The 20,296-nt window shown below is 66.2% G+C and carries 15 protein-coding genes; 12 read left to right on the forward strand and 3 right to left on the reverse strand.

Going from position 1 to position 20,296, the window contains the following annotated elements; all coding sequences use genetic code 11:
- Positions 1 to 127: 127 nt before the first annotated feature.
- Both G365_RS0100435 and G365_RS24430 read right to left on the reverse strand, forming a co-directional pair.
- Positions 128 to 475, reverse strand: a complete 348-nt coding sequence (locus G365_RS0100435) for a hypothetical protein (protein WP_019643523.1) — start codon at positions 473 to 475, stop codon at positions 128 to 130.
- A 57-nt stretch (positions 476 to 532) separates the two neighbouring features.
- Positions 533 to 1,936: an SPOR domain-containing protein gene (locus G365_RS24430; protein ID WP_026344976.1), complete on the reverse strand. Its 1,404-nt coding sequence runs from the start codon at positions 1,934 to 1,936 to the stop codon at positions 533 to 535.
- A gap of 441 nt (positions 1,937 to 2,377) precedes the next feature.
- Here G365_RS24430 and G365_RS19725 point away from each other — a divergent pair, with 441 nt between their 5' ends.
- Positions 2,378 to 2,752 (forward strand): hypothetical protein, encoded by a 375-nt coding sequence (locus tag G365_RS19725; protein ID WP_019643524.1) that lies wholly within the window; start codon positions 2,378 to 2,380, stop codon positions 2,750 to 2,752.
- Here G365_RS19725 and G365_RS19730 read toward each other — a convergent pair.
- Positions 2,730 to 3,719, reverse strand: a complete 990-nt coding sequence (locus G365_RS19730; RefSeq protein WP_051089821.1) for a tRNA dihydrouridine synthase — start codon at positions 3,717 to 3,719, stop codon at positions 2,730 to 2,732. The genes G365_RS19725 and G365_RS19730 overlap by 23 nt on opposite strands.
- A gap of 257 nt (positions 3,720 to 3,976) precedes the next feature.
- On the opposite strand from G365_RS19730, the gene tssK reads away from it, so the two are divergent.
- The 11 genes from tssK (at position 3,977) to G365_RS0100505 (ending at position 20,294) form a co-directional block, all read left to right on the forward strand.
- Positions 3,977 to 5,659, forward strand: coding sequence for a type VI secretion system baseplate subunit TssK (gene tssK / locus G365_RS0100455; protein WP_169545013.1), 1,683 nt, complete (start codon positions 3,977 to 3,979; stop codon positions 5,657 to 5,659).
- Positions 5,656 to 6,435, forward strand: a complete 780-nt coding sequence (locus tag G365_RS22530; RefSeq protein ID WP_019643527.1) for a DotU family type IV/VI secretion system protein — start codon at positions 5,656 to 5,658, stop codon at positions 6,433 to 6,435. Before tssK ends, G365_RS22530 begins: the two co-directional genes overlap by 4 nt.
- A gap of 3 nt (positions 6,436 to 6,438) precedes the next feature.
- Positions 6,439 to 10,437 (forward strand): type VI secretion system protein, encoded by a 3,999-nt coding sequence (locus G365_RS0100465; protein ID WP_019643528.1) that lies wholly within the window; start codon positions 6,439 to 6,441, stop codon positions 10,435 to 10,437.
- On the forward strand, positions 10,434 to 11,627 hold the full coding sequence (tssA, locus tag G365_RS0100470; RefSeq protein WP_019643529.1) for a type VI secretion system protein TssA: 1,194 nt from the start codon (positions 10,434 to 10,436) through the stop codon (positions 11,625 to 11,627). Before G365_RS0100465 ends, tssA begins: the two co-directional genes overlap by 4 nt.
- Before the next feature lie 259 nt (positions 11,628 to 11,886).
- Positions 11,887 to 12,504, forward strand: coding sequence for a type VI secretion system contractile sheath small subunit (gene tssB, locus G365_RS19740; protein ID WP_019643530.1), 618 nt, complete (start codon positions 11,887 to 11,889; stop codon positions 12,502 to 12,504).
- Between the two features lie 23 nt (positions 12,505 to 12,527).
- Positions 12,528 to 14,045 (forward strand): type VI secretion system contractile sheath large subunit, encoded by a 1,518-nt coding sequence (tssC, locus tag G365_RS0100480; protein ID WP_019643531.1) that lies wholly within the window; start codon positions 12,528 to 12,530, stop codon positions 14,043 to 14,045.
- A gap of 86 nt (positions 14,046 to 14,131) precedes the next feature.
- Positions 14,132 to 14,626, forward strand: a complete 495-nt coding sequence (locus G365_RS0100485) for an Hcp family type VI secretion system effector (RefSeq protein ID WP_019643532.1) — start codon at positions 14,132 to 14,134, stop codon at positions 14,624 to 14,626.
- Positions 14,627 to 14,660: 34 nt separating this feature from the next.
- On the forward strand, positions 14,661 to 15,212 hold the full coding sequence (gene tssE, locus G365_RS22535; RefSeq protein WP_019643533.1) for a type VI secretion system baseplate subunit TssE: 552 nt from the start codon (positions 14,661 to 14,663) through the stop codon (positions 15,210 to 15,212).
- Positions 15,212 to 17,077 (forward strand): type VI secretion system baseplate subunit TssF, encoded by a 1,866-nt coding sequence (gene tssF / locus G365_RS19750; protein WP_019643534.1) that lies wholly within the window; start codon positions 15,212 to 15,214, stop codon positions 17,075 to 17,077. Before tssE ends, tssF begins: the two co-directional genes overlap by 1 nt.
- A complete protein-coding gene (gene tssG / locus G365_RS0100500; RefSeq protein ID WP_019643535.1) occupies positions 17,041 to 18,210 on the forward strand; it encodes a type VI secretion system baseplate subunit TssG in 1,170 nt (389 codons plus the stop codon). The genes tssF and tssG overlap by 37 nt, the downstream gene beginning before the upstream one ends.
- Positions 18,207 to 20,294, forward strand: coding sequence for a type VI secretion system Vgr family protein (locus tag G365_RS0100505; protein ID WP_019643536.1), 2,088 nt, complete (start codon positions 18,207 to 18,209; stop codon positions 20,292 to 20,294). The genes tssG and G365_RS0100505 overlap by 4 nt, the downstream gene beginning before the upstream one ends.
- Positions 20,295 to 20,296: the final 2 nt, after the last annotated feature.

Consider the following 20,296-nt stretch of genomic DNA (forward strand, 5'->3'; position numbering starts at 1 on the left):
TCAGGTCATCTGCTGTGGAAGAGGGACGCGTGCCCTTCCTCCACGACAGCTCATGAAAAAATAAACCCCGCCGAAAGACGGCGGGGCTTTGGAAGAGGGCTGACGCTGACCCGATGACCGGGCAGAATCAGTGTGTGGTGGCGTCCAGATACGACCGGGCGTCTTCCACCAGTTCCGTCACCTGTTGCAGGAAGGCATCCAGCCGGGCCGTCACCGGCCAGTCGGTGTTGACCTGCATGCTGGCCGCCAGTGACAGCAGCAGAGCCCCCAGCGTGGCGTCAGCCGGGTCAGCGGCCTCTTCCTCAAAAAAGGCATCCAGCCGCCCTATCAGGTCAATCACCGCATCAGGGTCCGCCGGGGGGCGGATGGGCACCAGCAGGGCCTGTGTGCTGCCATCCGGGCCTTCCACCGGCAGGGACAGACCGGGCAGATCAACGCCGGGGCGACCTTCGGTGTCAGAGGGGGGCTTGCTCATCGCATCGGGTTCCTGTCGGTATAAAAAGATGGAAAGGTACAAGGTACGCGGAAGGGCTTACGGCGGATCAGCCACGTAGACTTCCAGCTTTTTGGCTTTCAGCTTGGCGATCACCGGGGCGGCAGCCTTGCGGGACGGATAGCGCCCGACTTCCACCACTTTCATGGTTTTGCCGGCAGAATTGGTGAAGGTGTGGACCGTACCGCTCAGGCCGATCGCCTTCAGTTCCGCCAGACGGCTGCGAACGTTCTCATCCTGCGCAAACACGCCGGAGCGGACGGCAACCCGGCCGGAGGCAGAGGGCTTTTCGTCCCTGACCTTCTCCGGTGCCTTCTCCGGGGCCTTCTCTGGCACTTTTTCTTCAGCCTTGGCGGCGGTGCGCTGGGTGATGGTCTGGCGTTCACCGTCGGCACTGACCTCAACCCGTGACCCGACCGGGGCCTGTGGCAGGGTCAGCGCATCCATCACGGATCCCTGAACGGGGGCTGACGCCTGAGCCGGAGCAGGCTGTGCGGCCTTGTCAGCGGTGGCGACGCTGCCAACGGCCGGGCCGCTGTTGCCGTCCTGCCACTGCACCGCCACCGGGGCTGTGGGCTTAGCCGTTTTGCTGTCCGGTTTCGGGGCCGCCTTGGCCTCAGTCTTTGCTTCAGGCTTTGCTTCAGGCTTTGCGGTTTCAGCTTTTGGGGGGGCTTTGGCCGGTGTTGGCGCAGGCTTCGGCGGTTCGGCCTTTACGGGGGCAGCCTTCACCGGTTCGGGTTTGACGGGCTCAGGTTTGACGGCGGCGATCTGTGGTGCCGCCTGCGCTGCCGGTTGCGCTGCCGGGGGCTGAGCCGAGGGTGCCTGCGGCAACCGGGCCGTCGAATCGGGCATGACCGCTGGCGGGGTGACGGAAACCGGAACGGGGGCTGTGACAGGGGCCGCAACAGGGGCCGCACGGGGGGCCGGTGCAGGCAGCGCAGCAGAAACCTGCGGCCGTGCTGACGGCGACGGGTTGAGAACAGACGGCACCTGCGGTCTGGCCTGTACCACCGGTTCCGGCGCAGGGTCGGGCACAGCCGGGGGCACCGGCTTCAGCAACAGACCGAGAATGGATTCCGGCGGCTTGGCGTCAAGGTCCGACGGCTTCAGCGGTGACGGCGGCGCAGGCATGCCGGATGGCACGGCGGGAGCCGGTGCCGGTGCTGCCGGTGCGACAGGCCGGGCGGCGGTCTGTGCCGGGGGTTCCGGCTCCGGCGGGGCGGGCGGAGGGGTAAAGACCTGTGGCCGCTCCGGCTTCGGGTCCGGGTCAATGGTCAGCGACGGCGACAGGGCAGTCTGTGGCGGCGGCATGGGGATGGTCGCGGTCTGTACCGGCCCCTTGCCGGAATACCACAGCACCCCGGCGGTCATCCCGCCGACAAACAACAGGCCACCGCCGATCATCAGGCCTGCGGTCAGGGCGGTCAGGACAGAGCGGGTCAAGGGCAACACCGGAGCATGAGGGGCGAAACCATACAGGGGGCGGGACAGGGGGCGGGGCGAGCGCGGCGCGGCGCGTAAGAAAGCGGGCAGGGCGTCAACCTCTCCTCCTGACGTATCTGTTTTCCCCGCCCCTTTCCCGGATGTGGGCTGAGGCGGAGGGTGGGGCTGCCCGGCCCGTTCGCGGGGAAGACCGCCTCGACGTCGTGGTGCTTGCACTCTAGAGTGTCCCTGTGACATACAGCAACCATGGATCGAAAACAGCGGAGGTGGATCGTGCGGTCATGTTCCCTCTGGCAGAGTGCCTTGCGGTCATGGGCCGGACAGTCCCCCGGACGGTCACGCCAACGGGTTGAATGGCGGGTTGGACGGCGGGCTGGCTGGATTGCCCTGATACTGTTTCTGTCACTTACCCCCGCCGGATGCAACAGTCTGTCGCCGGGAGTGAAAACCTCGGCTGTGGAAATCTTTGTTGCCCCCGGTGCAAACAATGACAGTGCCCTGCAGGTTGACGTGGTGGCGGTGTACGATCACACGCTTCTGACCCGGCTTCTGGCGATGCCGGCGACGGCCTGGTTCACCACCAAACCGCAGATCACGCTGGATTATCCTGATGGCTTCAGGGTGTGGAACTGGCAGCTGGTGCCCGGTACGCAGATGGTCGCCACCGATGTCAGCCCCGACTCGGGCAAGTCATACGACATTCTGGTGTTTGCCGGATACGCCGCGCCGGGCGATCACCGGGCCCGGCTGGGCAAGCTGGACCATGTGCGCCTGTCGATGGGGCCCACCGGGTTTACGGCGCAGGAAATTCCGTAAGGCCGGGGGCTGTCGCGGGTGGCGGATTCCGTAACGTTTCCCGCACGGCGTTGATGTCGGTCAGGCCTTTCAGGCAGGCGAACAGGGCCGGGGTAAACGGCCAGTCCGCCGTCGCGTGCTGTTTGACCAGTGCCAGCCACTGTTTCAGCCGCCCGGCCCGCATCGTCGGGGTGCAGCCATCCGCCGTCAGGGCATCATCGTAGCGCAGGAAGCAGTCCGCAATTCTGTCCCACGGCCAGGGGGTGGCATCGCCGCCGCGCAGTCGCCGGGCCAGATCCGGCCGGGCAATGGCGCCACGCCCGAGCATGACATCAGGGCCGCCGCTGGCGGTGCGGCAGGCTTCGTAATCCGCCGGGGTCCAGATTTCGCCGTTGGCAATCACCGGAATCCGCAGGGCGGCACGGATCGCGCCGACATACTCCCAATGGGCCGGGGGGCGGTAGCCTTCCTCACGGGTGCGGGCATGCACCACCACCGATGTCGCGCCGCCGTCCTGCACGGCGTGAGCAATCTCCAGAAACCGTGTCTTATCGTCATACCCCAGCCGCACCTTGGCGGTGACCGGGATTTCAGCCGGGACTGCCCGGCGGGTGGCGGCAATGATCGCGGCGATCAGCTCCGGCGTTTTCAGCAGGCTGGCTCCGGCGCAGCGGCGGTTGACCGTCTTTGACGGGCAGCCGAAGTTCAGATCAATCCCCGGTGCGCCCAGGCTGACGGCATAGGCGGCGTTGTCGGCGGTCACTTCCGGCTCCGGCCCCATGATCTGCACGTAGACCGGGGTTCCGGCGGCGGTGGCTCCCCCGGTCAGCAGTTCGGGGCAGTAACGGTGCCAGACATGGGCGGGCAACAGCCCCTGAGAGACCCGGACAAACTCGCTGACAGCGCGGTCATAGCCGCCAAGGGCGGTCAGCAGGCCGCGCATGGCCGGGTCCATCAGACCTTCCATCGGGGCAAGGAGGAGCTGCACGGTGAATCCTTACGTAACGGGATGGTTATAACGGGGGATGGCGGGGGGTGTGCCTGAAAGCAGGCAAAGCGTCAATGCCGGTATATCTGCACCCCGGGATGCTTTAATTGGCTCGATAGCCGCAAAAATAGCATCTATATTGTTGAACCCGCTAAGGGCGTGATATCGGAAACGGGCAGTCAAGCCTTTATGGTCCGGCTGTCCTGTGTCTTTGCCAGCGCCCGCCGTATGCACACTTCTGTGAAGGGATGCCCCTGATGACGCAGCTTCCCCCACCAGCGCCGGTCCATTGGTCCGAGGGGCTTCTGCTGATGCCGCAGCATTTCCAGCAGGCCTTCCTGCGGGCTGATCTGCTGTCGGCTTATCAGATGCGGGCGGTCTCGGCGTGGTCATGGGGCGTGCTGCGGCATGACTTTGACAGCCGGGTCTGGGGGCAGGGGGCCGTCAGCCTGACGGCGCTGGAAGCAATTCTGCCCGATGGCACGGTGATCCGGACTCCTGATCCGGCCTCTCCGGTGCCGTTGGCCGCGGTGCTTGACCAGTCAGACCCGGCCCGCCGGTCGTGGCTGGTCTGGCTGGCGCTGCCGCTGGGCGCAGCCCGGCTGGGGCTGATGCCCGGTGCGGCGACGGCGGCGGATCTGTCGCGCTTCCGGGTGGCGGAACAGGCGGCGGTTCCCGATGCCGTCAGCGGCGCGGGTGAAGCCGCCATCGCCCGCCTGGAGCCCAATGTCCGCCTGTGGGTCGGGGATCAGCTTCCCCCGGCGTTTACCGGCTTCCCGCTGGTGCGGGTGCTGCGGACGGCGGATGGCTTCCGGCCTGATCCGTCCTTCCTGCCCCCGGCCCTGCGGCTGTCGGCCCTGCCGCCGTTGCAGGAACGCTGCCGCCGTCTGTGCAGTGACCTGCGGGCGCAGGCCGACCGGCTGGTGGCACAGGCCGGGGGTGGGGTCACCGCGTTTGCGGCGGCCACCGTGCGCGATGTCCGGGGGATGGCAACCACGTTGGGGGCCTGTCTGCCGGTGCTGGAAGCGCTGGTTCTGGATGATGATCCCCATCCGCGCCCCCTGCATCTGGCTTTGCTGGATGTGGCGGGGCGGGTTGCCTCGCTGCGTGAAGCCCTGATTCCGCCCCCCTTCAGCGGCTATGATCACAATAATCCTCTGGCGGCCCTGTCTGAGGTGCTGGGGTTTGTTGAAGAAACCCTGCGTGCGCTGGGCCAGTCCAGCCGGGTGGTCCGCTTTACCCCGGCGGAAGACGGGTTCCGGCTGGCCGGGCATACGGTGCCGGTTTCCGGGACCGGGCGGATGGTGATTGCGGTGACCTGTCCGCAGGGGGTGGAGGAATACGCCGTCGAACGCTGGGTGCTGACCGCGACGGTCTGTGGCCGGTCCCGGCGGGATCTGGCCCGCAGCCACCGCCTGCTGGGGCTGCGCCGCGACCGTATCGACCGTGACCCGTCGCTGGGGCTGGAGGCCCGGCGCGGTACGCTGCTGTTTACCCTGACCGGCGATGCCGGATGGTTCCGCGAGGATGATGCGCTGGTGATCGGCAACCGGGCCCCGGATCAGGACGGACGCCCCGAAGAAATCGTGTTGCACCTGCCGCTGGAACAGCGGCCGCCGGAGCGTTCCGCCGACCGGCCGTCACTGGCGGAAAGGGCCGCCGCCGCCGCCGCTGAACGGGCCGGGGTCCGGGCCGCCGCCGCCGCGCCTGCCGCCGGTTTTGCGTCTCCTCCGCCCCCGGCCCCGGTGCGCCGCCCGGCCCCGCTGGAGGACCACTACGGTGCCCCGCCGCCGGATCAGCCGCCAGAACAACTATCCGGGCAGCTATCCGGGCACCCTTATGATCCGTCGCCGGATCCGTTCGCGTGGCCGCAGCCCGAACGGCGGGAACCCCGCTTTCCGCCCCCGTTCTCAACCCTGCCGCCGGAAGAACCGCGATGACGGCGGCCGTGGCGGCAGGGGGGGCGGGGGGGCGGCTGTACGCCTTTTTCGTCCGCTTTCAGCAGGAGGTCCGGGAGGCCCTCTATCAGGCCCGCCGCCAGCCGGACGGGGCCCCGGAGGCATCCTCCGGCGGGGGGGATGTCATCCGGGCGATGGTGGCGACCATTCAGACCCGCCTGCTGGATCTGATAGTGCAGGAGGCGGAAGAGGTCTCCCGCACGGCCGGGGTTGCGGGCAGCGAGCAGTTTCATAAGGCGGCCTATGCGATGGTGGCGCTGACCGACGAGCTGTTTCTGTTCGGGCCGCCGTGGCCCGGGCGTGCGGTGTGGGAACTTGATCTGCTGGAGCTGCGGTACTGTGGCACAGCCCGCGCCGGGGAAATGCTGCCCCGGATGATGGAAGATCTGCTAAAGCGCGGTGACCGGCAGCAGGCGGAGCTGGCGGCGGTCTATCTGCTGGTCCTGACCGCAGGGTTTCAGGGCTGTTACCGCGCCGATGTGGCCTTTGGGGATCAGGCTGCCCGGGCCGGTCAGGCCCGGCTGACGGCCCTGACCGAAGCTCTTGCCCGCCGGGCTGCACCTGACATGACGGTCCAGCGTATCGCCGGGCAGTCTTACAGCCATACGCTTGACCGTGGGGTGATCCGGCGGCTTCCCGCCGTGTCGCAATGGGTCTGGGCCTGTCTGCTGGCGGTGCTGGTGTATCTTCTGGTGTCCACCGCCGTGTGGCAATGGCTGACCGCCGATGTCCGCGCCATTCTGACACCGGGGGGGTAAGGCATGGGGCCGGTACTCGCAGATGTGCAGACCTATCTTCCCCTGCTGGGGGGCGGGGCGGTGGCGGCCGGGCTGCTGGCGCTGATCCTGCTGGTTCTGTCCCTGCGGAAGCAGGCTGCCGCCGCCAAGGCGCTGAAAGCGGCTTTTGCCCCGCTGCCGGTGCAGCCCCCGCCCCAGACCCAGCCCCAGACCGTACCGGTATCTGGGTCTGTTCCGGCAGACAGTCTGGCCGGGCAGTCCCCCTTTGCGACCGTTCTTGATCGTTCGCCGCAGATGGCCGATGACCTGCCGCTGATTTTGGTGCTGGGGGCCGAGGGATCGGGCAAGACAGCCCTGCTGCGGGGGGCCGGGGCGGCGGAGACCACACGCGGCTGGTGGGCCTTTGAAGGGGGGCTGGCCCTGCCGGTGCCGGGCGGGGTGACGCTGGCCGACAGTGACCGCGACTGGCGCCGGGTGCTTGACCGCCTGCGCCGCACCCGCCGTACCCGTCCGCTAGATGGGGTGGTGATTGCGGTTGCCGCCGACCGGCTGCTCGCGGAGGGGGAGGATGTGGGGGCGGAAGCCCGCAGCGGCCTGATCCGCGAGGCAGCCCGCCTGTGGGAACGGCTGTCGCTGATCCAGACTGAACTGGGCATGGTGGTGCCGGTCAGTGTGGTGGTGACGCAAGGGCAGCGGATCCCCGGTTTTCAGGCCTTCTTCGGTCTTCTGGAACCGGCGGAACGGCAGCAGATGATTGGCTGGGCCAACCCGATGGGGGCCGAGGCGGTCTATACGGCGGACTGGGTGACGACAGCGGCGGAGAGCCTGTCAGCAGACCTCTACCGGGCTCAGGCCGGTCTGGCGGTGCGGGCACAGCAACGGTTGCAGCTGTCGGGCAATGCCGGGATGACCGAAGCTGATCTGCTGCGTGTCGGGGGGCTGATTCAGTGTCCGTCACGGGTGCAGGGGGTGATTACGGCGCTGGAGGGCTGGCTGGGCACACTGTTCAGCCCGACCGCTTACGTTGACAGTCTGTGCTGGCGCGGGGTCTGGGTGACCGGACAGGTGAAGTCGGATGGACCGGTCATTCTGTCTGCGGATCTGTTCCGTCAGAAGATCCTGCCAGAGCGGGCGCTGGCCCGCCCGGCCCACCGCGCCCAGCGGATGATGGCCCGCAACGAACAGATCATCCGCCGCACCCTGCTGGCCACCTGTGTGGCGGCAGCCTGCGGGCTGGCATGGACGGCCTGGGATCAGGACAGCGAATTTGACAGTCTGGAACCGCTGTTGAAACAGATCAGCAGTGATCTGCAGGGGCAGGCCCGCAGTGCCGGTCCGGGGGCTGACGGATCATTGGCGACGCAGGAACAGTCTGCCCGTATTCTGCTGGATGCGATGGAACGGGTCGATGCCGGGCGCATTGGGTCCATCCTGATTCCCGCGTCCTGGAACCGGTCTGTCCAGCATGCGATGGAAGGCTATGTGGTTAAGGGCTTTACCGCCATTGTCATGTCGGCGATGCGCCGGGCGCTGGACCTGCAGATCACCGAGGCACTGTCGGAACAGACCCTGACCGCGCCGGTTGATGCGGATCTTCTGACCGACGGTCAGCCAGCGGCTCAGGTCCGCTTTACCCGGTTTATGGATCTTCTGGACGATGCTGATGCCGATATCCGCTCGTTCAACCGGCTGGGCGGGGAAGGCGGGGTTGCGGATCTGGTGCCGCTGGCCAAGTCCCTGCTGGGCTATACAATCCGCAGCCGCGAAGCCAATCCGCTGGTCATCCGGGCCATCAGCATGGTGCGGGAAGATCCCTATCTGATCTCTGAGGCCGACCGCAGCCGGGCTGCCCGCATGGTGGCCCTGCACGCCAGCGCCCAGACCGACGCCCTGACCGGGCGTGGATCACTGGAACAGGCCGTGACAGGGGTGATGGCAGTCGATGGGGAAAGCATGCGCCACCCTGCCGGGGTGGAGGCTGCCGTCGCCTCGGTCGATAGGCTGCGCACTCTGCTGACGCAGGGATGGACCCTGCCGGTTCAGCGCGGGCGGCTGGAGCCGGGTGATACCCTCTCAATTCTGATCAAACGGGTGGGGGACAACAGTTTTCTGGGGCCGGAAGAACAGACCCGCCTGTCGCTTCATTTCGGGACCGTCACCGCCCGCTACCGCGAAGATCTGCTGTCACGGCAGACCCGCAGCGCCGGGCCGGTGCTGGTGGCCCGGCCGGTGACCGGGCTGCTGACCCCGGGGGACGGAATTCTGGCGTTGACCGCGACCTTGCAGGCCTTTTTGCAGACCCCCTTCATGCAGGCCCGGCGGGGTGGGCGGGTCGAGACCACCGCCCCCGCCGGATGGGATTCCGCCGTGCTGGAACAGGGGCTTGATCTGTACCGGACCTATGGGCAGTGGACCACACAGGATGCGGCGCTGATCCAGTCTCCGCTGCGTGACCGGCTGATCGTGGCCGGGCAGGAAGCGACTGCCGCTGCCCTGCGCCGCCAGATCGGCGCGGCCCGTCTGGCCCTGCCGATGGAAGGGGCCGACAGCCGGGCGGAAGCCTTTGCCCGTCAGGCGGAGCTGTTTTCGCTGGTGCGGGCAGCGCTGACGGCCCTGAACGATGCCAGCGGTGCCGCCGGGCTGGCACAGGCCTCACGCGGGACGGCCTTTGCCGTGCTGGCCCATGCTGACAGCCGCTTTACCCAGAGTGCCCTGTACCAGCCCCCGGGGCTGGCCCAGCTTGATTACTGGAACGGTATGCCTTCGGCGATGGAGGTGCTGTATGGCGTCCCCGATGCCGCCGGGCTGAACACGTATCTTGAAACGCAGGCGGCGGCACTGCGCCATACGGTGCTGGATCTGGGCGGGGCGGCATGGCTGTACCTGAGTCAGGATGCCGGATCGCTGTCTGCCGATGACGGTCAACGGCGTCTTCTGCGGTCGTGGGCGCGGCTGTATCCGCAGACGGCGGCTTATTTTGCCGGGCAGGGTAGCACGGTACGCGATCTGACCGCCTATCTGGCGACAGTCTTACCGGGTATCACCGGCCCGGCCTGCGGCGAAAAGCTGCCGGATCTGGCCGGAACCGACCCCACCGGCGATTATTTCCTTGAACGGCGGCAGACGCTGCAAACGGCCCTGTGGAGCCGGTGCGACCAGCTGAACGGCGGCGGCGGACAGGTGACGACCGCCTATTCGTCGATGGCAGCGCTGTTCAATCACACTCTCGGCGGGCGGTATCCCTTCACGCAGGCCCCGAATGGGGCCGGTCTGCCAGCGGTGACGCCGGATGATCTGCGCGCCTTCTTCCGGCTGTGGGATGGATCGGTGCCACGCTTTGCGGCAGAAATTGACCGGCGCGGCATGGCGCAGGCTGACCGGCTGGCGGCCCGGGCCTTTATCAGCCGTATGCAGGCGGTGCGGTCATTCTTCGGCCCGTGGCTGACGGCGGTGGATGGCAGCCCGGCCCCGGCGGTGACGCTGACCCCGCGCTGGCGCGCCGACCGCAAGCAGGAGCGGAACGCCAACCAGATCCTTGACTGGAGCATGATGGTCGGGCCGGAAGCGGTGCCCAACGATGGTCTGACGGCGGCATGGAGCTATGGCGAGCCGGTCGGCCTGACCTTGCGCTGGGCGAAAGACAGCCCGCAGCTGCCGGTCGGGGCCGGGCCGGATCTGACCGCACAGGTGATCTATCAGGACCCGTGGGCGCTGGTGTCGCTGTTGCGCACCCATCAGGTGCAGGGCAGCACAGGGGCTCTGCTGTTTGATGTGGCGATCCGTCCGGCGGTGACCGGGGCCGTGCAGCCGGGGGGCCGCCCGGCGGTGGAGCCGCAGGTGACACAGGCCCGGGTCTCGCTGGGGCTGGGGCTGACGGTTCCCGGTGCCGATGGCAAACCGACACCGCTGCTGCTGCCGGAGTTTCCGGTGACGGCGCCGGTTCTGTCCCCGTTGCCGTCCGCCGGGGGCTCTTCTGCCCTGACCGGGGGCTCTTCTGCCCTGAAAGGAGCGCAGGCCCGATGAATGCCGCCGCATCCCCTTACATTCTGACATTGGAAAATCCGTCGGTGCTGGCGGCGCTGCCACCGCCCCCGTTAGAGGCCGCAGGGTCGCCCGATGCCGCCCTGCCGGAGTTTCTCGACCGTCTGCGGCTGCCGGTCAGCGCCGATGCCCCCTGTGGGCCGCATCTGCTGCTGGAAGGGACCCATCAGGCGATCCGGGATGCCCGGCAGGCCGATAACCCACGCCTGTCGCAGGGAATCTGGCAGCGCGACCTGAAGGTGGCAGACTGGTTCCGGGTGCGGGATCTGTCGCGGTCCGCGCTGCTGGACCGCAGCCGGGACCTGCTGCTGGCGCTGTGGCTGACGGAGGCATGGGGGCATCTGCACGGCTTTTCCGGCATCGCCGCCGGGATCCGGGTCTGTCTGACCCTTCAGCAGACATTCGGCGTGGCTTTGCACCCGTGCCGGCATGACCCGGATGATGATCATCCGATGCAGGCGGCGGTGGAATGGGCCAACCGCAACCTGACCGATCTGGTCCAGCATCTGCCGCTGCTCCCCTGCGCGGGCAGCAGCGGCGATATCGGGGCGCTGTGTTTTCTTGATCACGAGGCGGCGCGCACCCGCAAGGCCCGCCCGGGGGAGGTCACTTCTTTCCTGACAGCCGATCAGGCCCGGGCTGTGCTGGAGGCTGCCCCATCCGACCTGCTGCTGGCCCGTCTGGTGACCGCCGGTCAGGCGGCGGATGCGGTGGCGGACTGGGCTGCGGCGATCCCGGATCTGATGACGGGATACGAAGCCAGCCTTGGCAGTCTGCGGACCACGCTTGACCAGATCGTCAAATTGCTCCGGCAGGAATGCGACCGGCGCGGCCTTAACCCGGATGGACTGGATGACCTGATGCAGCCTGAAGATGACCTGCCTGCCGCCGCCGTCACGACGGAGACACCTGCCGCCGGTCCGGCGGAGGAGGCCAGAGCTGCCGGCGGGCTGACCGGCCCGGTGACCACGCGGGAAGAGGCCTACCGTGCGTTGGAACAGATTGCCGACTTCCTGATGCGGCAGGAGCCGCACAGCCCGGTGCCTTACATGCTGCGCCGCGCCCACCGCTGGGGCCAGATGCCGCTCTCTGATCTGCTGACGGAACTGTCGCGGCAGGGTATCGGGCTGGTGGAGCTGTCCGGTCTGCTCGACCTGAACGGTGAGCGATGAGAGCGGACAGAACAAGTCCCGGTTACGGTCGCCTTTTCTTAATGTCTATTGAGAGATATCGGGAAAACTTAATCGCTAAAAGTGTTTTTGTTTGTTAAAAATAACCGCAGAGAGTCTCTTTGGACGTTCCAGATACCGTTGTTGAGCCTGCCCGGTTCAGATCCGTTCCTGCCGTGTAAAGACCGGGGGAGAAAGGTCGGGGGCAGGGCCGTTCCGGCATACCGTCTTCACCCTCTATCCAGCCTCTAAGGGGGGCGCCATGACCGCAGCCTTCGTAGACAATTTCCAGCACCGCCTCGGCAAGATCCGTCCGCCGCGTGTGCAGATCACCTATGACGTGGAAATCGGTAATGCCTCGGAAAAGCTGAGCCTGCCGTTCGTCATGGGGATCATGGCCGATCTGACCGGCGATGCTGATGCCCGCAAGGCCCTGCCGAAACTGAAGGAACGTAAGTTTGCGGAAATCGACCGCGACACCTTCGGCGCGGTGATGAAAAAAAGCACCCCGACCCTGAAAAAGGCGGTGGAGGTGACCACCACCGGGGCGGATGGCAAGGCTGTGACCGCCAAACTGCCGCTGGCGCTGACGTTTGAGAGCATGACCGATTTCACCCCGTCCGGGCTGACCGCAAAAATCCCCGAGATGGCGGCCCTGCTGCACAAGCGTTCGGTGCTGCGCGACCTGCAAAGCCGTCTGGATGGCAACGACACCCTGATGGATGTGCTGCTGGAGCTGGCGGCAACCCCGGATGAGAAGAAGGCGCTGCTCGACAAGATCGCGGCCCTGCATCCGCCCGCCAAAGATGTGCCGGGCCTGACGGACGGCAGCAAGCCCGATGCGACCCCCCCCGATAACGGCACCCCGGCCGCCACCTGATCCCGCCAGCTCGGAGACGACAGATGCCCCTGATCGATAAACCGGAAAATGCCCTGCTGGTCGTGGAAAAGACCGGCAACTATCTGCCGCCCGGCCTGCCGCCGGAACAGGTGTTCGCTGATGCCGATCACCAGAAGGCGATGGCCAACACCCATGATGCCCTGCGCCTGCTGTTTGAGGATGTGCTGAAAGACAGCACCTCGGCCACCGGCCCCGACCTGTCAGCGGCGGTTGCCGCCTATATCACCGGCCTTGACAGCCAGCTGTCGGCGATGATGGATGCGGTGCTGCATGACCCTGATTTTCAGGAACTGGAAGCGACCTGGCGCGGCCTGCACCAGCTGGTGATGAACACCGTCACCTCCACCACCCTGAAACTGAAGGTGTTGAACGTCACCAAGAACGAGCTGCACACCGACCTGACCACGGCGGTGGAAACCGACCAGTCCGTGCTGTTCAAAAAGGTGTACGAGGAAGAATATGGCACCCTTGGCGGCCAGCCGTATTCCTGCCTGCTCGGCTCTTACGAATGGTCACACCTGCCGGAAGATCTGGCCACGCTGCGCGGTATCGCGGCCGTTGCGGCCTCGGCCCATGCGCCGTTCCTGTCGGCGGCCTCGCCGTATCTGCTGAACGGTCAGGACTGGTCTGGCCTGATGAATCCCCGGGATCTGGCCGGGCTGTTTGAAAGCGCCGATTACATCAACTGGAACAGCTTCCGGGATGAGGAAGACAGCCGCTACGTCGCGCTGTGCCTGCCGCGGGTGGTGATGCGTCTGCCCTACGGCGAGAAGTGGCAGAAAGTGCCGGAGTTCCGGTACGAGGAAAGCACCAGCATCGGGGCCGACAACCGCTTCCTGTGGGGCAATGCCGCATGGTTTCTGGGGATGCGCGTCACCGACGCCTTCTTCAACTTCGGCTGGACGGCGGCGATCCGTGGGGTTGAGGGCGGCGGCAAGGTCAGCAATCTGCCGATCTACCTGTTCCCTGAAGACCCGGATAAGGCCGATGATCCGGCAACCATCCGCGTGCCGGTGGTGCCGACCGAAATCGCCATCACTGACCGGCGGGAAAAGGAACTGTCGGATCTGGGCCTGATCTCGCTGTGCTACTGCAAGGGCACCAACTACGCCACCTTCTTCAGCGGCGCCACCCTGCACCGCCCGAAGGTCTATAACAAAGACGCCGCCAACGCCAACGCCCGGCTGTCGTCCACCCTGCCGTACCTGCTGAATGCGTCGCGCTTTGCCCATTACATCAAAGTGATGATGCGCAACAAGATCGGCAGCTTTATGACCGCCAAGAATGTCGCCGATTTCCTGAATACATGGGTCGTCGATTATGTGCTGCTGGATGACAACGCCCAGCAGACCATCAAGGCGCAGTATCCGCTGCGGGAGGCACGCATCGACGTTATCGAGGTGCCGGGCAAGCCGGGGGCCTATACCGCCACCGTGTTCCTGCGTCCGCATTTCCAGCTGGAAGAGCTGACCGCCTCGCTGCGTCTGGTGGCGGAACTGCCGCCCCCGGCGGCGGCATAACCGCCGTCTTCCCGCTTTATCCGATGATGGCCGGTTCCGCCCGATAGCACCGACCGGGACCGGCCCCCCGAACAGGATTTCTGACGATGGATTACATCATCCTCGACCTTGGCGCCGACATTAAGGGCGAAAGCACCTACAGCGATGCCAAGGACAAGCTGGTGATCATGAGCTATTCGCACGGTGTGTCGCAGCCGCTGAGCTGGGACGTGTCGAATGCCAAGCGCACCACCGGCAAGCCCCAGCATCAGGATATGGTGCTGACCAAGCTGTTCGACAAATCATCGCCGCTGCTGAACTATCATTGCTGCATCGGCACCTCGTTCCCGACGGCGGTGGTCACCATCTATCAGATGGATGACAAGTCGAAGACCCCGAAGAAGTACATCGAATACACCATGACCAACGCCATCATCTCGTCGATTTCGGTCGGCGGCGGCGGCGGTCAGCCGACGGAAACCATTACGCTGAACTATTCCAAGATCAAGTGGTGGTACATGTCGCAGGAAGATACCGCGGAGCAGAAGGGCAATCTGGCCTACGAATACGACCTGATGACCGCCACCGGCGCCTCGTCGTAAGGTGTCTGTATCCTGATGGCAGGGGGGCCGGGGCATGACCGGAAAAACCTTTCCCGGTGCGCCGGTCCTTCTGTTTGACCGTCTGGCCCTGACGGAAGACGGGACATGGGGGATTGAACCGGGCGGCGGAACGGATCCCGGCCCGCTGCTGTCGAAGGACGGGCAGCATCTGACGCTGGAAGGTCTGCATGCGTCGGTGGAGCGGGAACTGACCCGCCTGCTGGCGACCCGTGCCCCGGTGGACGGGGACCGGCTGGAACCGGACGGGCGGACGGTCCTGACCTATGGCATTCCCGATTTCGGCACCCTGACCGAAAGCAGCGGCGGCAACCGTGACCGCCTGCAACGGGCGGTCGCGGCGGCGATTGCCGCCTACGAGCCGCGCCTGCAAGGGGTCCGGGTGCAGATCACGCCGATGCCTGCTGATGGGTCGGTCGATCCGTCCCGCCCCCTGCGCTGGCAGGCGACGGTGGAGGGGGAGCTGGTGGCCGGGCCGCGGCGGATTGCCGCCCGGTTTGTCACCCCGCTGCGTCCGGGGACCCCGGTTATCCCTGATTTTGCCGCCCGTGATGTCAGGGGCCTGTGATGACCACCAGCACCAGCCATCTTTTCCCCTATTATCAGCAGGAGCTTGCCGCCCTGCGGGAATTGGGCCGCGACTTTGCCCGCGAATACCCCAAAGTGGCATCCCGGCTGGATCTGGGGCCCGATGTCAGCGCCGACCCGCAGGTGGAGCGGCTGCTGGAATCGGTCGCGTTTCTGACCGCACGCATTCAGCGCAGTGTTGACAGTGATTTCGGCCTGCTGCCGGAAAGCCTGCTGGGCATTCTGGCCCCGCACATGGTTACCCCGGTGCCGTCGATGGCGGTGGCGCATATCGAGGCTGATCCGGCACAGGGGGCCCTGTCCACCGGCTATCCGGTGCCCCGCAAGACCCGGCTGTATGCCGAGACGGACCGGGGGCAGGTCTGTTGGTTCAGCACCTGCTCGCCCCTGACCCTGTGGCCTCTGCGCTGCACCGAAACCCGGCTGACCGGGCCGGAAGCGGTGGCCGCTGCCGTACAGGCAGGACCGATGGGCCACGATGGGACAGCGGCGCTGCTGACCCGCACACAGGCGCTGGTGCAGGTGCGGCTGGAAGCGACCGGGGCCTTGCCGCTGGACGGGCTGCCGGTCCGCAGTCTGCGCCTGCATTGCAGCGGGGATCCGGCCAGTGCGCCGATGCTGTTCAGCCTGCTTGACGCCCGCTGTGTCGGTGTGTTGCGTCAGGATGCGGACGGGACGGTCACCGCCCTGCCGGGGGTGCGGGTACAGGCGGCGGGATTTGCCGATGACGATGCTGCCCTGCCGGACCCGGAGACCGCACAACCGGCGTGGCGGCTGCTGCAGGAACTGGCGGCCTTCCCTGAAAAATTCCTGTTCATTGATGTTGAAGGGTTGGACGGTGTGCTGACCGGGCGGCACTGCGATCTGCTGTTCTGCCTGCAGGATCCGCCGCCGCCGGGGATGAAAATTGACACCGGCAGCCTGCGGCTGGGCTGTGTGCCGGTCATCAATCTGTTTCCCAAGACCACCGAGCCGTTGCGCCTGACCCATGACCGCTTTGAATACCGGCTGCTGGCCGATGCCCGGCTGGATGACAGCACCGAAATCCATACCGTGCTGTCTGTTTCAGCATCGGGGGACCGCAACGATGGCGCGGCCCGGCTGTCACCGCTGTTTTCCTGCGATCATGCCGCTGCCGGGGACGGGCCATGGTATCTCACCCGTCGGGTGGCGGCGGAGCGGCCGGGCGTCACCGGAACCGACATGATGCTGTCCTTCGTTGATCCGGCGCTGTCGCCGCTGGTTCCGGACCAGCGCACGTTATACGCTTTTACGCTGTGTACCAACCGGGGGCTGGCGGCGGATCTGCCGGGCGGGACCCGCCTGCATGTCGATGCGGCCCTGCCGGGGCTGACCGTGCGCCTGCTGCGCCGCCCGACCGGGCAGCTGATGCCGCCGATGCAGGGGGAAACCCTGTGGCGGCTGGTGTCGGCTTTGTCGCTGTCGCATCTGGTGCTGAATGATGACGGGGAATCGCTGCGGGCCCTGCGGGAGCTGCTGACACTGGTGCTGTCACCGGATGGCGACGGGGATTTCGGCGTGGTTGCCGGGGCATTGGAGCAGGTTGAGGTCCGGCGGACCCTGCTGCGGCGGGCCCCGGATCTTTTTACCCCCGGTGGCTTTCTGCCCGGTCTGCGGGTCAGGCTGCGCCTGCGTGGCAGCGGGGCAGGGGATGGCAATGCCTATCTGCTGGCATCGGTCCTGAACCATGTGGTCGGCCTGCTGGCCGGGGTCAATGCGGCAACACAGGTTGCCGTGCATTTTGCCGGGGCGACGGATAGCGGACGGACGGAGAAAGACTGGAAGGAATGGGAACCTCGCGCTGGTACACACCCGCTGCTTTAGGGGCACTGCCGGGCCTGCCCGCCCGCCTGTCTGACCCGCTGCCGGACGCGGCGCCGCTGGCGCTGCTGCGGCGTCAGCCATGGCGCTTTGATCTGGCAATGGCGGTGCGGCTGCTGGAACATCTGGAGGACGGCTGTGTGCCGGTCGGCACCGGGGCCTTTCCGTCGCGGGAGGTGATCCGCTTCCGTCAGGATACTGAGTTTTCGACCGCACCGGCTGCGGTGACGGCGGTGTACGACCCGCAGCCGGGAATACCGCAGATGCGGGTGCAGGTTCGGGCCGGGACCCTGCTGGGGGCTGACGGGGTCTTGCCCTATGTGTATGCGGCCTGGATCCGCGAGCTGGCCCGGCAGGGGGAAACCGCGCCACGGGCCTTTCTTGACATGTTGCAGCACCGTCTGACCTCGGTCTCTGTCCGGGCGCAGCGGCAGATGCGCCCGGGTCTGAGCGGGGCCCCGCCGGAGCGGGTGGCCATGACGCGCTGGGCCCTTTCGGCACTGGGGCTGGGATCAGACGGAACCCACGGCCGTCTGGCGGTGCCGGATGCACTGATTTTGCGGCAGGCCCCCTTGTTTCTCGGGCGGTCGCGGTCAGCGGTGGGGCTGGAAAGGGCGGTGACCGACCTGTTGCGCGGTCGCCCCAATGGCCGGTGTGCGCCGCTGTCGGCGCGGCTGACCCCGTTTCAGGGTGGCTGGAACCGCCTGCCGGAACGGTTCCGGACCCGGCTGGGGGATGTCTGGGGGACCGGCGGGCAGAACCACGGGCTGGGGACGGCCAGTCAGGCCGGTACTGCCGTGTTGGGCCGCCGGGTTTATGATCCCTCTGACGGGGTGATTCTGGATATCGGTCTGCTGTCGCTGGAGCGTCTGTTCGGTCTGCTGCCCCTGCCGGGCGCGGCGGAATGGCAGCGGCTGATTGATCTGGTCCGGTTTTATCTGGTCCGCCCGCTGACGGTGCAGGTGCGGCTGACACTGGCCCCGCAGCAGTGCCCGCCGCTGCGTCTGGGGTCACCGCTGGCCCGGCTGGGCTGGGCAACGTGGCTGACAGCCGGGCGGCGGGAGGGGCAGGCCCCCGCTGTACCCGCGCCGGTGACGCTGACCCTGCCGCAGGTCTGGGCGGAGGACCCGGCATGACGGACTTCACCCAGACAGCGCTGCGGATCAGCCTGACCACCCCTTTCGGGGCCGATAAGCTGATCGTCACCTATCTGACCGGCCATGAAGAGGTCTCCGGCCTGTTCTCCTATCAGGTGGAGGCGGTCTCGACCGATGCGGCCCTGTCCGCCGCCACGGTGTTGGGCAAGGCGGTCAGCGTTACCCTGCATCTGCCCGATGGCAAAACCCGTCTCATCCATGCCCGGGTTGCCGGATTTATGCAGGGCGGGGCCGATCAGCGCACTACCCGCTATCGGCTGGATCTGGTGCCGTGGTGCTGGCTGCTGACCCTGACGCAGGATTGCCGGATCTTTCAGAACAGCACCGTCCCGGACATCATCAGCACCGTCTGTTCCGAGCTGGGCTTTACGGATCTGAAAAAGTCGCTGACCCAGACCTATACAGCGCGGGATTACTGCGTGCAGTACCGCGAAACAGCGTGGGATTTTCTGTGCCGCCTGATGTCGGAGGAAGGGATCTTCTTCTACTTCACCCATACTGACAGTGCGCATACGCTGGTGCTGGCGGATTCCACCGATGGCTGGGGCAGTGATGCCGGCAGCCTGACATGGGGCGTGGCGGGGGAGCAGACCGTCACCCGGGCCGATGTGCTGTACGGTGGCACCCTGCGCCATGGGGTGACCACCAATGCGGTTCAGTATGATGATTATTCGTTTCTGACCCCCTCGACCGATCTGAAGTCCAGCCGCAGCGGCGACAGCCCGAAGTGGCAGATCTACGACTGGCCGGGCCTGTATACCAAGAAAAGTGACGGCGACACCCTGACCCAGCAACAGCAGCAGGCCCATACCGTGGCGGCGGTGACGCTGACGGCGGATTCCGGGGCCGGGGGGCTGATCGCCGGGGGAAAGATGAGCGTGACCGGGCATCCGGCATCGGATGTCAACGCCGGTTGGGTCATCCGTCGGCTGGAAACCGTTGCCAGCCAGCGGGAGTATCACAACACTCTGGCGGCGTTTCCGGCGGCGACCGCATTCCGCCCGCTGCGGATGCCGCGCCCGCGTATTTCCGGCAGCCAGACCGCGCTGGTGGTCGGTAAAAGCGGTGAGGAAATATGGACCGATCAGTATGGCCGCATCAAAGTGCAGTTCCATTGGGATCAGCGCGGCCAGAAGGATGAAAACGCCTCGTGCTGGATCCGCGTGGCGCAGGGCTGGGCCGGGAAAGGCTGGGGTATGTGGGTGCTGCCGCGTATCGGGCAGGAGGTGGTGGTCAGCTTTGAGGAAGGCGACCCTGACCGGCCTCTGGTCACCGGCTGTGTCTATAATGCCGAACAGACGCTGCCCTATCCGCTGCCGGATAACCAGACCCGCAGCACCCTGAAAAGCAATTCGTCGAAGGGGGGAGAGGGGTTCAATGAGCTGCGCTTTGAAGACAAAAAGGGCAGCGAAGAGGTGTGGTATCAGGCGGAAAAAGACATGACCGGCCTGATCAAGAACCAGCGCACCGTGACGGTCGATAAGGCCGATGACCTGCTGACCCTGAACGAAGGCAACCGCACCGTCACCATCAAGAAAGGCGATGACGCCCTGAAGATTGAAACCGGATCGCGGACCACCGACATCAAAAAAGATGAGACCCTGACGGTGGAGGGCAAGCGGTCGGTGACGGTGACGGGTAAGGAAACCCACACTGACAAAGACGATTTCACCCATACCGTCAGTGGCAACTACAGTCTGACGGTGGATGGTGACCTGACCATCACTGCCAAAAGCATCAGCATCAAATCCAGCGGCACCACGATTACCCTCACGGCTTCCACCGGCCTGACCGCCAAGGCGGGCACTGCGGCGGAAATCAATGCCGGAACCACCCTGACCGCAGAAGGGGGGACCAACACCACCGTTAAGGCCGGGATGAACCTGAACACCGAGGCCGGAATGCAGGCCAGTCACAAGGGCAGTCTGGGCATGACGCTGGATGGTGGCGTCAATCTGACCGCCAAGGGCACCATGGTCTCGGTAAAGGGGGATGCGATGCTGACCGCCGAAGGTGGGGCGATGGGGACTTTCAAGGGCGCGATCACCAAGCTGGGGGGATAAGG

Source organism: Novispirillum itersonii subsp. itersonii ATCC 12639 (assembly GCF_000381985.1).
In the GTDB taxonomy this organism is placed as follows: Bacteria; Pseudomonadota; Alphaproteobacteria; order Rhodospirillales; family Rhodospirillaceae; genus Novispirillum; species Novispirillum itersonii.

Coding starts and splice junctions, on each gene's coding strand:
- tssG (WP_019643535.1), top strand. CDS start 17,041: ATGGGAACCTCGCGCTGGTACACACCCGCTGCTTTAGGGGCACTGCCG.
- tssK (WP_169545013.1), top strand. CDS start 3,977: ATGACGCAGCTTCCCCCACCAGCGCCGGTCCATTGGTCCGAGGGGCTT.
- G365_RS0100505 (WP_019643536.1), top strand. CDS start 18,207: ATGACGGACTTCACCCAGACAGCGCTGCGGATCAGCCTGACCACCCCT.
- tssB (WP_019643530.1), top strand. CDS start 11,887: ATGACCGCAGCCTTCGTAGACAATTTCCAGCACCGCCTCGGCAAGATC.
- tssC (WP_019643531.1), top strand. CDS start 12,528: ATGCCCCTGATCGATAAACCGGAAAATGCCCTGCTGGTCGTGGAAAAG.
- G365_RS0100485 (WP_019643532.1), top strand. CDS start 14,132: ATGGATTACATCATCCTCGACCTTGGCGCCGACATTAAGGGCGAAAGC.
- G365_RS0100465 (WP_019643528.1), top strand. CDS start 6,439: ATGGGGCCGGTACTCGCAGATGTGCAGACCTATCTTCCCCTGCTGGGG.
- tssF (WP_019643534.1), top strand. CDS start 15,212: ATGACCACCAGCACCAGCCATCTTTTCCCCTATTATCAGCAGGAGCTT.
- tssE (WP_019643533.1), top strand. CDS start 14,661: ATGACCGGAAAAACCTTTCCCGGTGCGCCGGTCCTTCTGTTTGACCGT.
- tssA (WP_019643529.1), top strand. CDS start 10,434: ATGAATGCCGCCGCATCCCCTTACATTCTGACATTGGAAAATCCGTCG.
- G365_RS0100435 (WP_019643523.1), bottom strand. CDS start 475: ATGAGCAAGCCCCCCTCTGACACCGAAGGTCGCCCCGGCGTTGATCTG.
- G365_RS22530 (WP_019643527.1), top strand. CDS start 5,656: ATGACGGCGGCCGTGGCGGCAGGGGGGGCGGGGGGGCGGCTGTACGCC.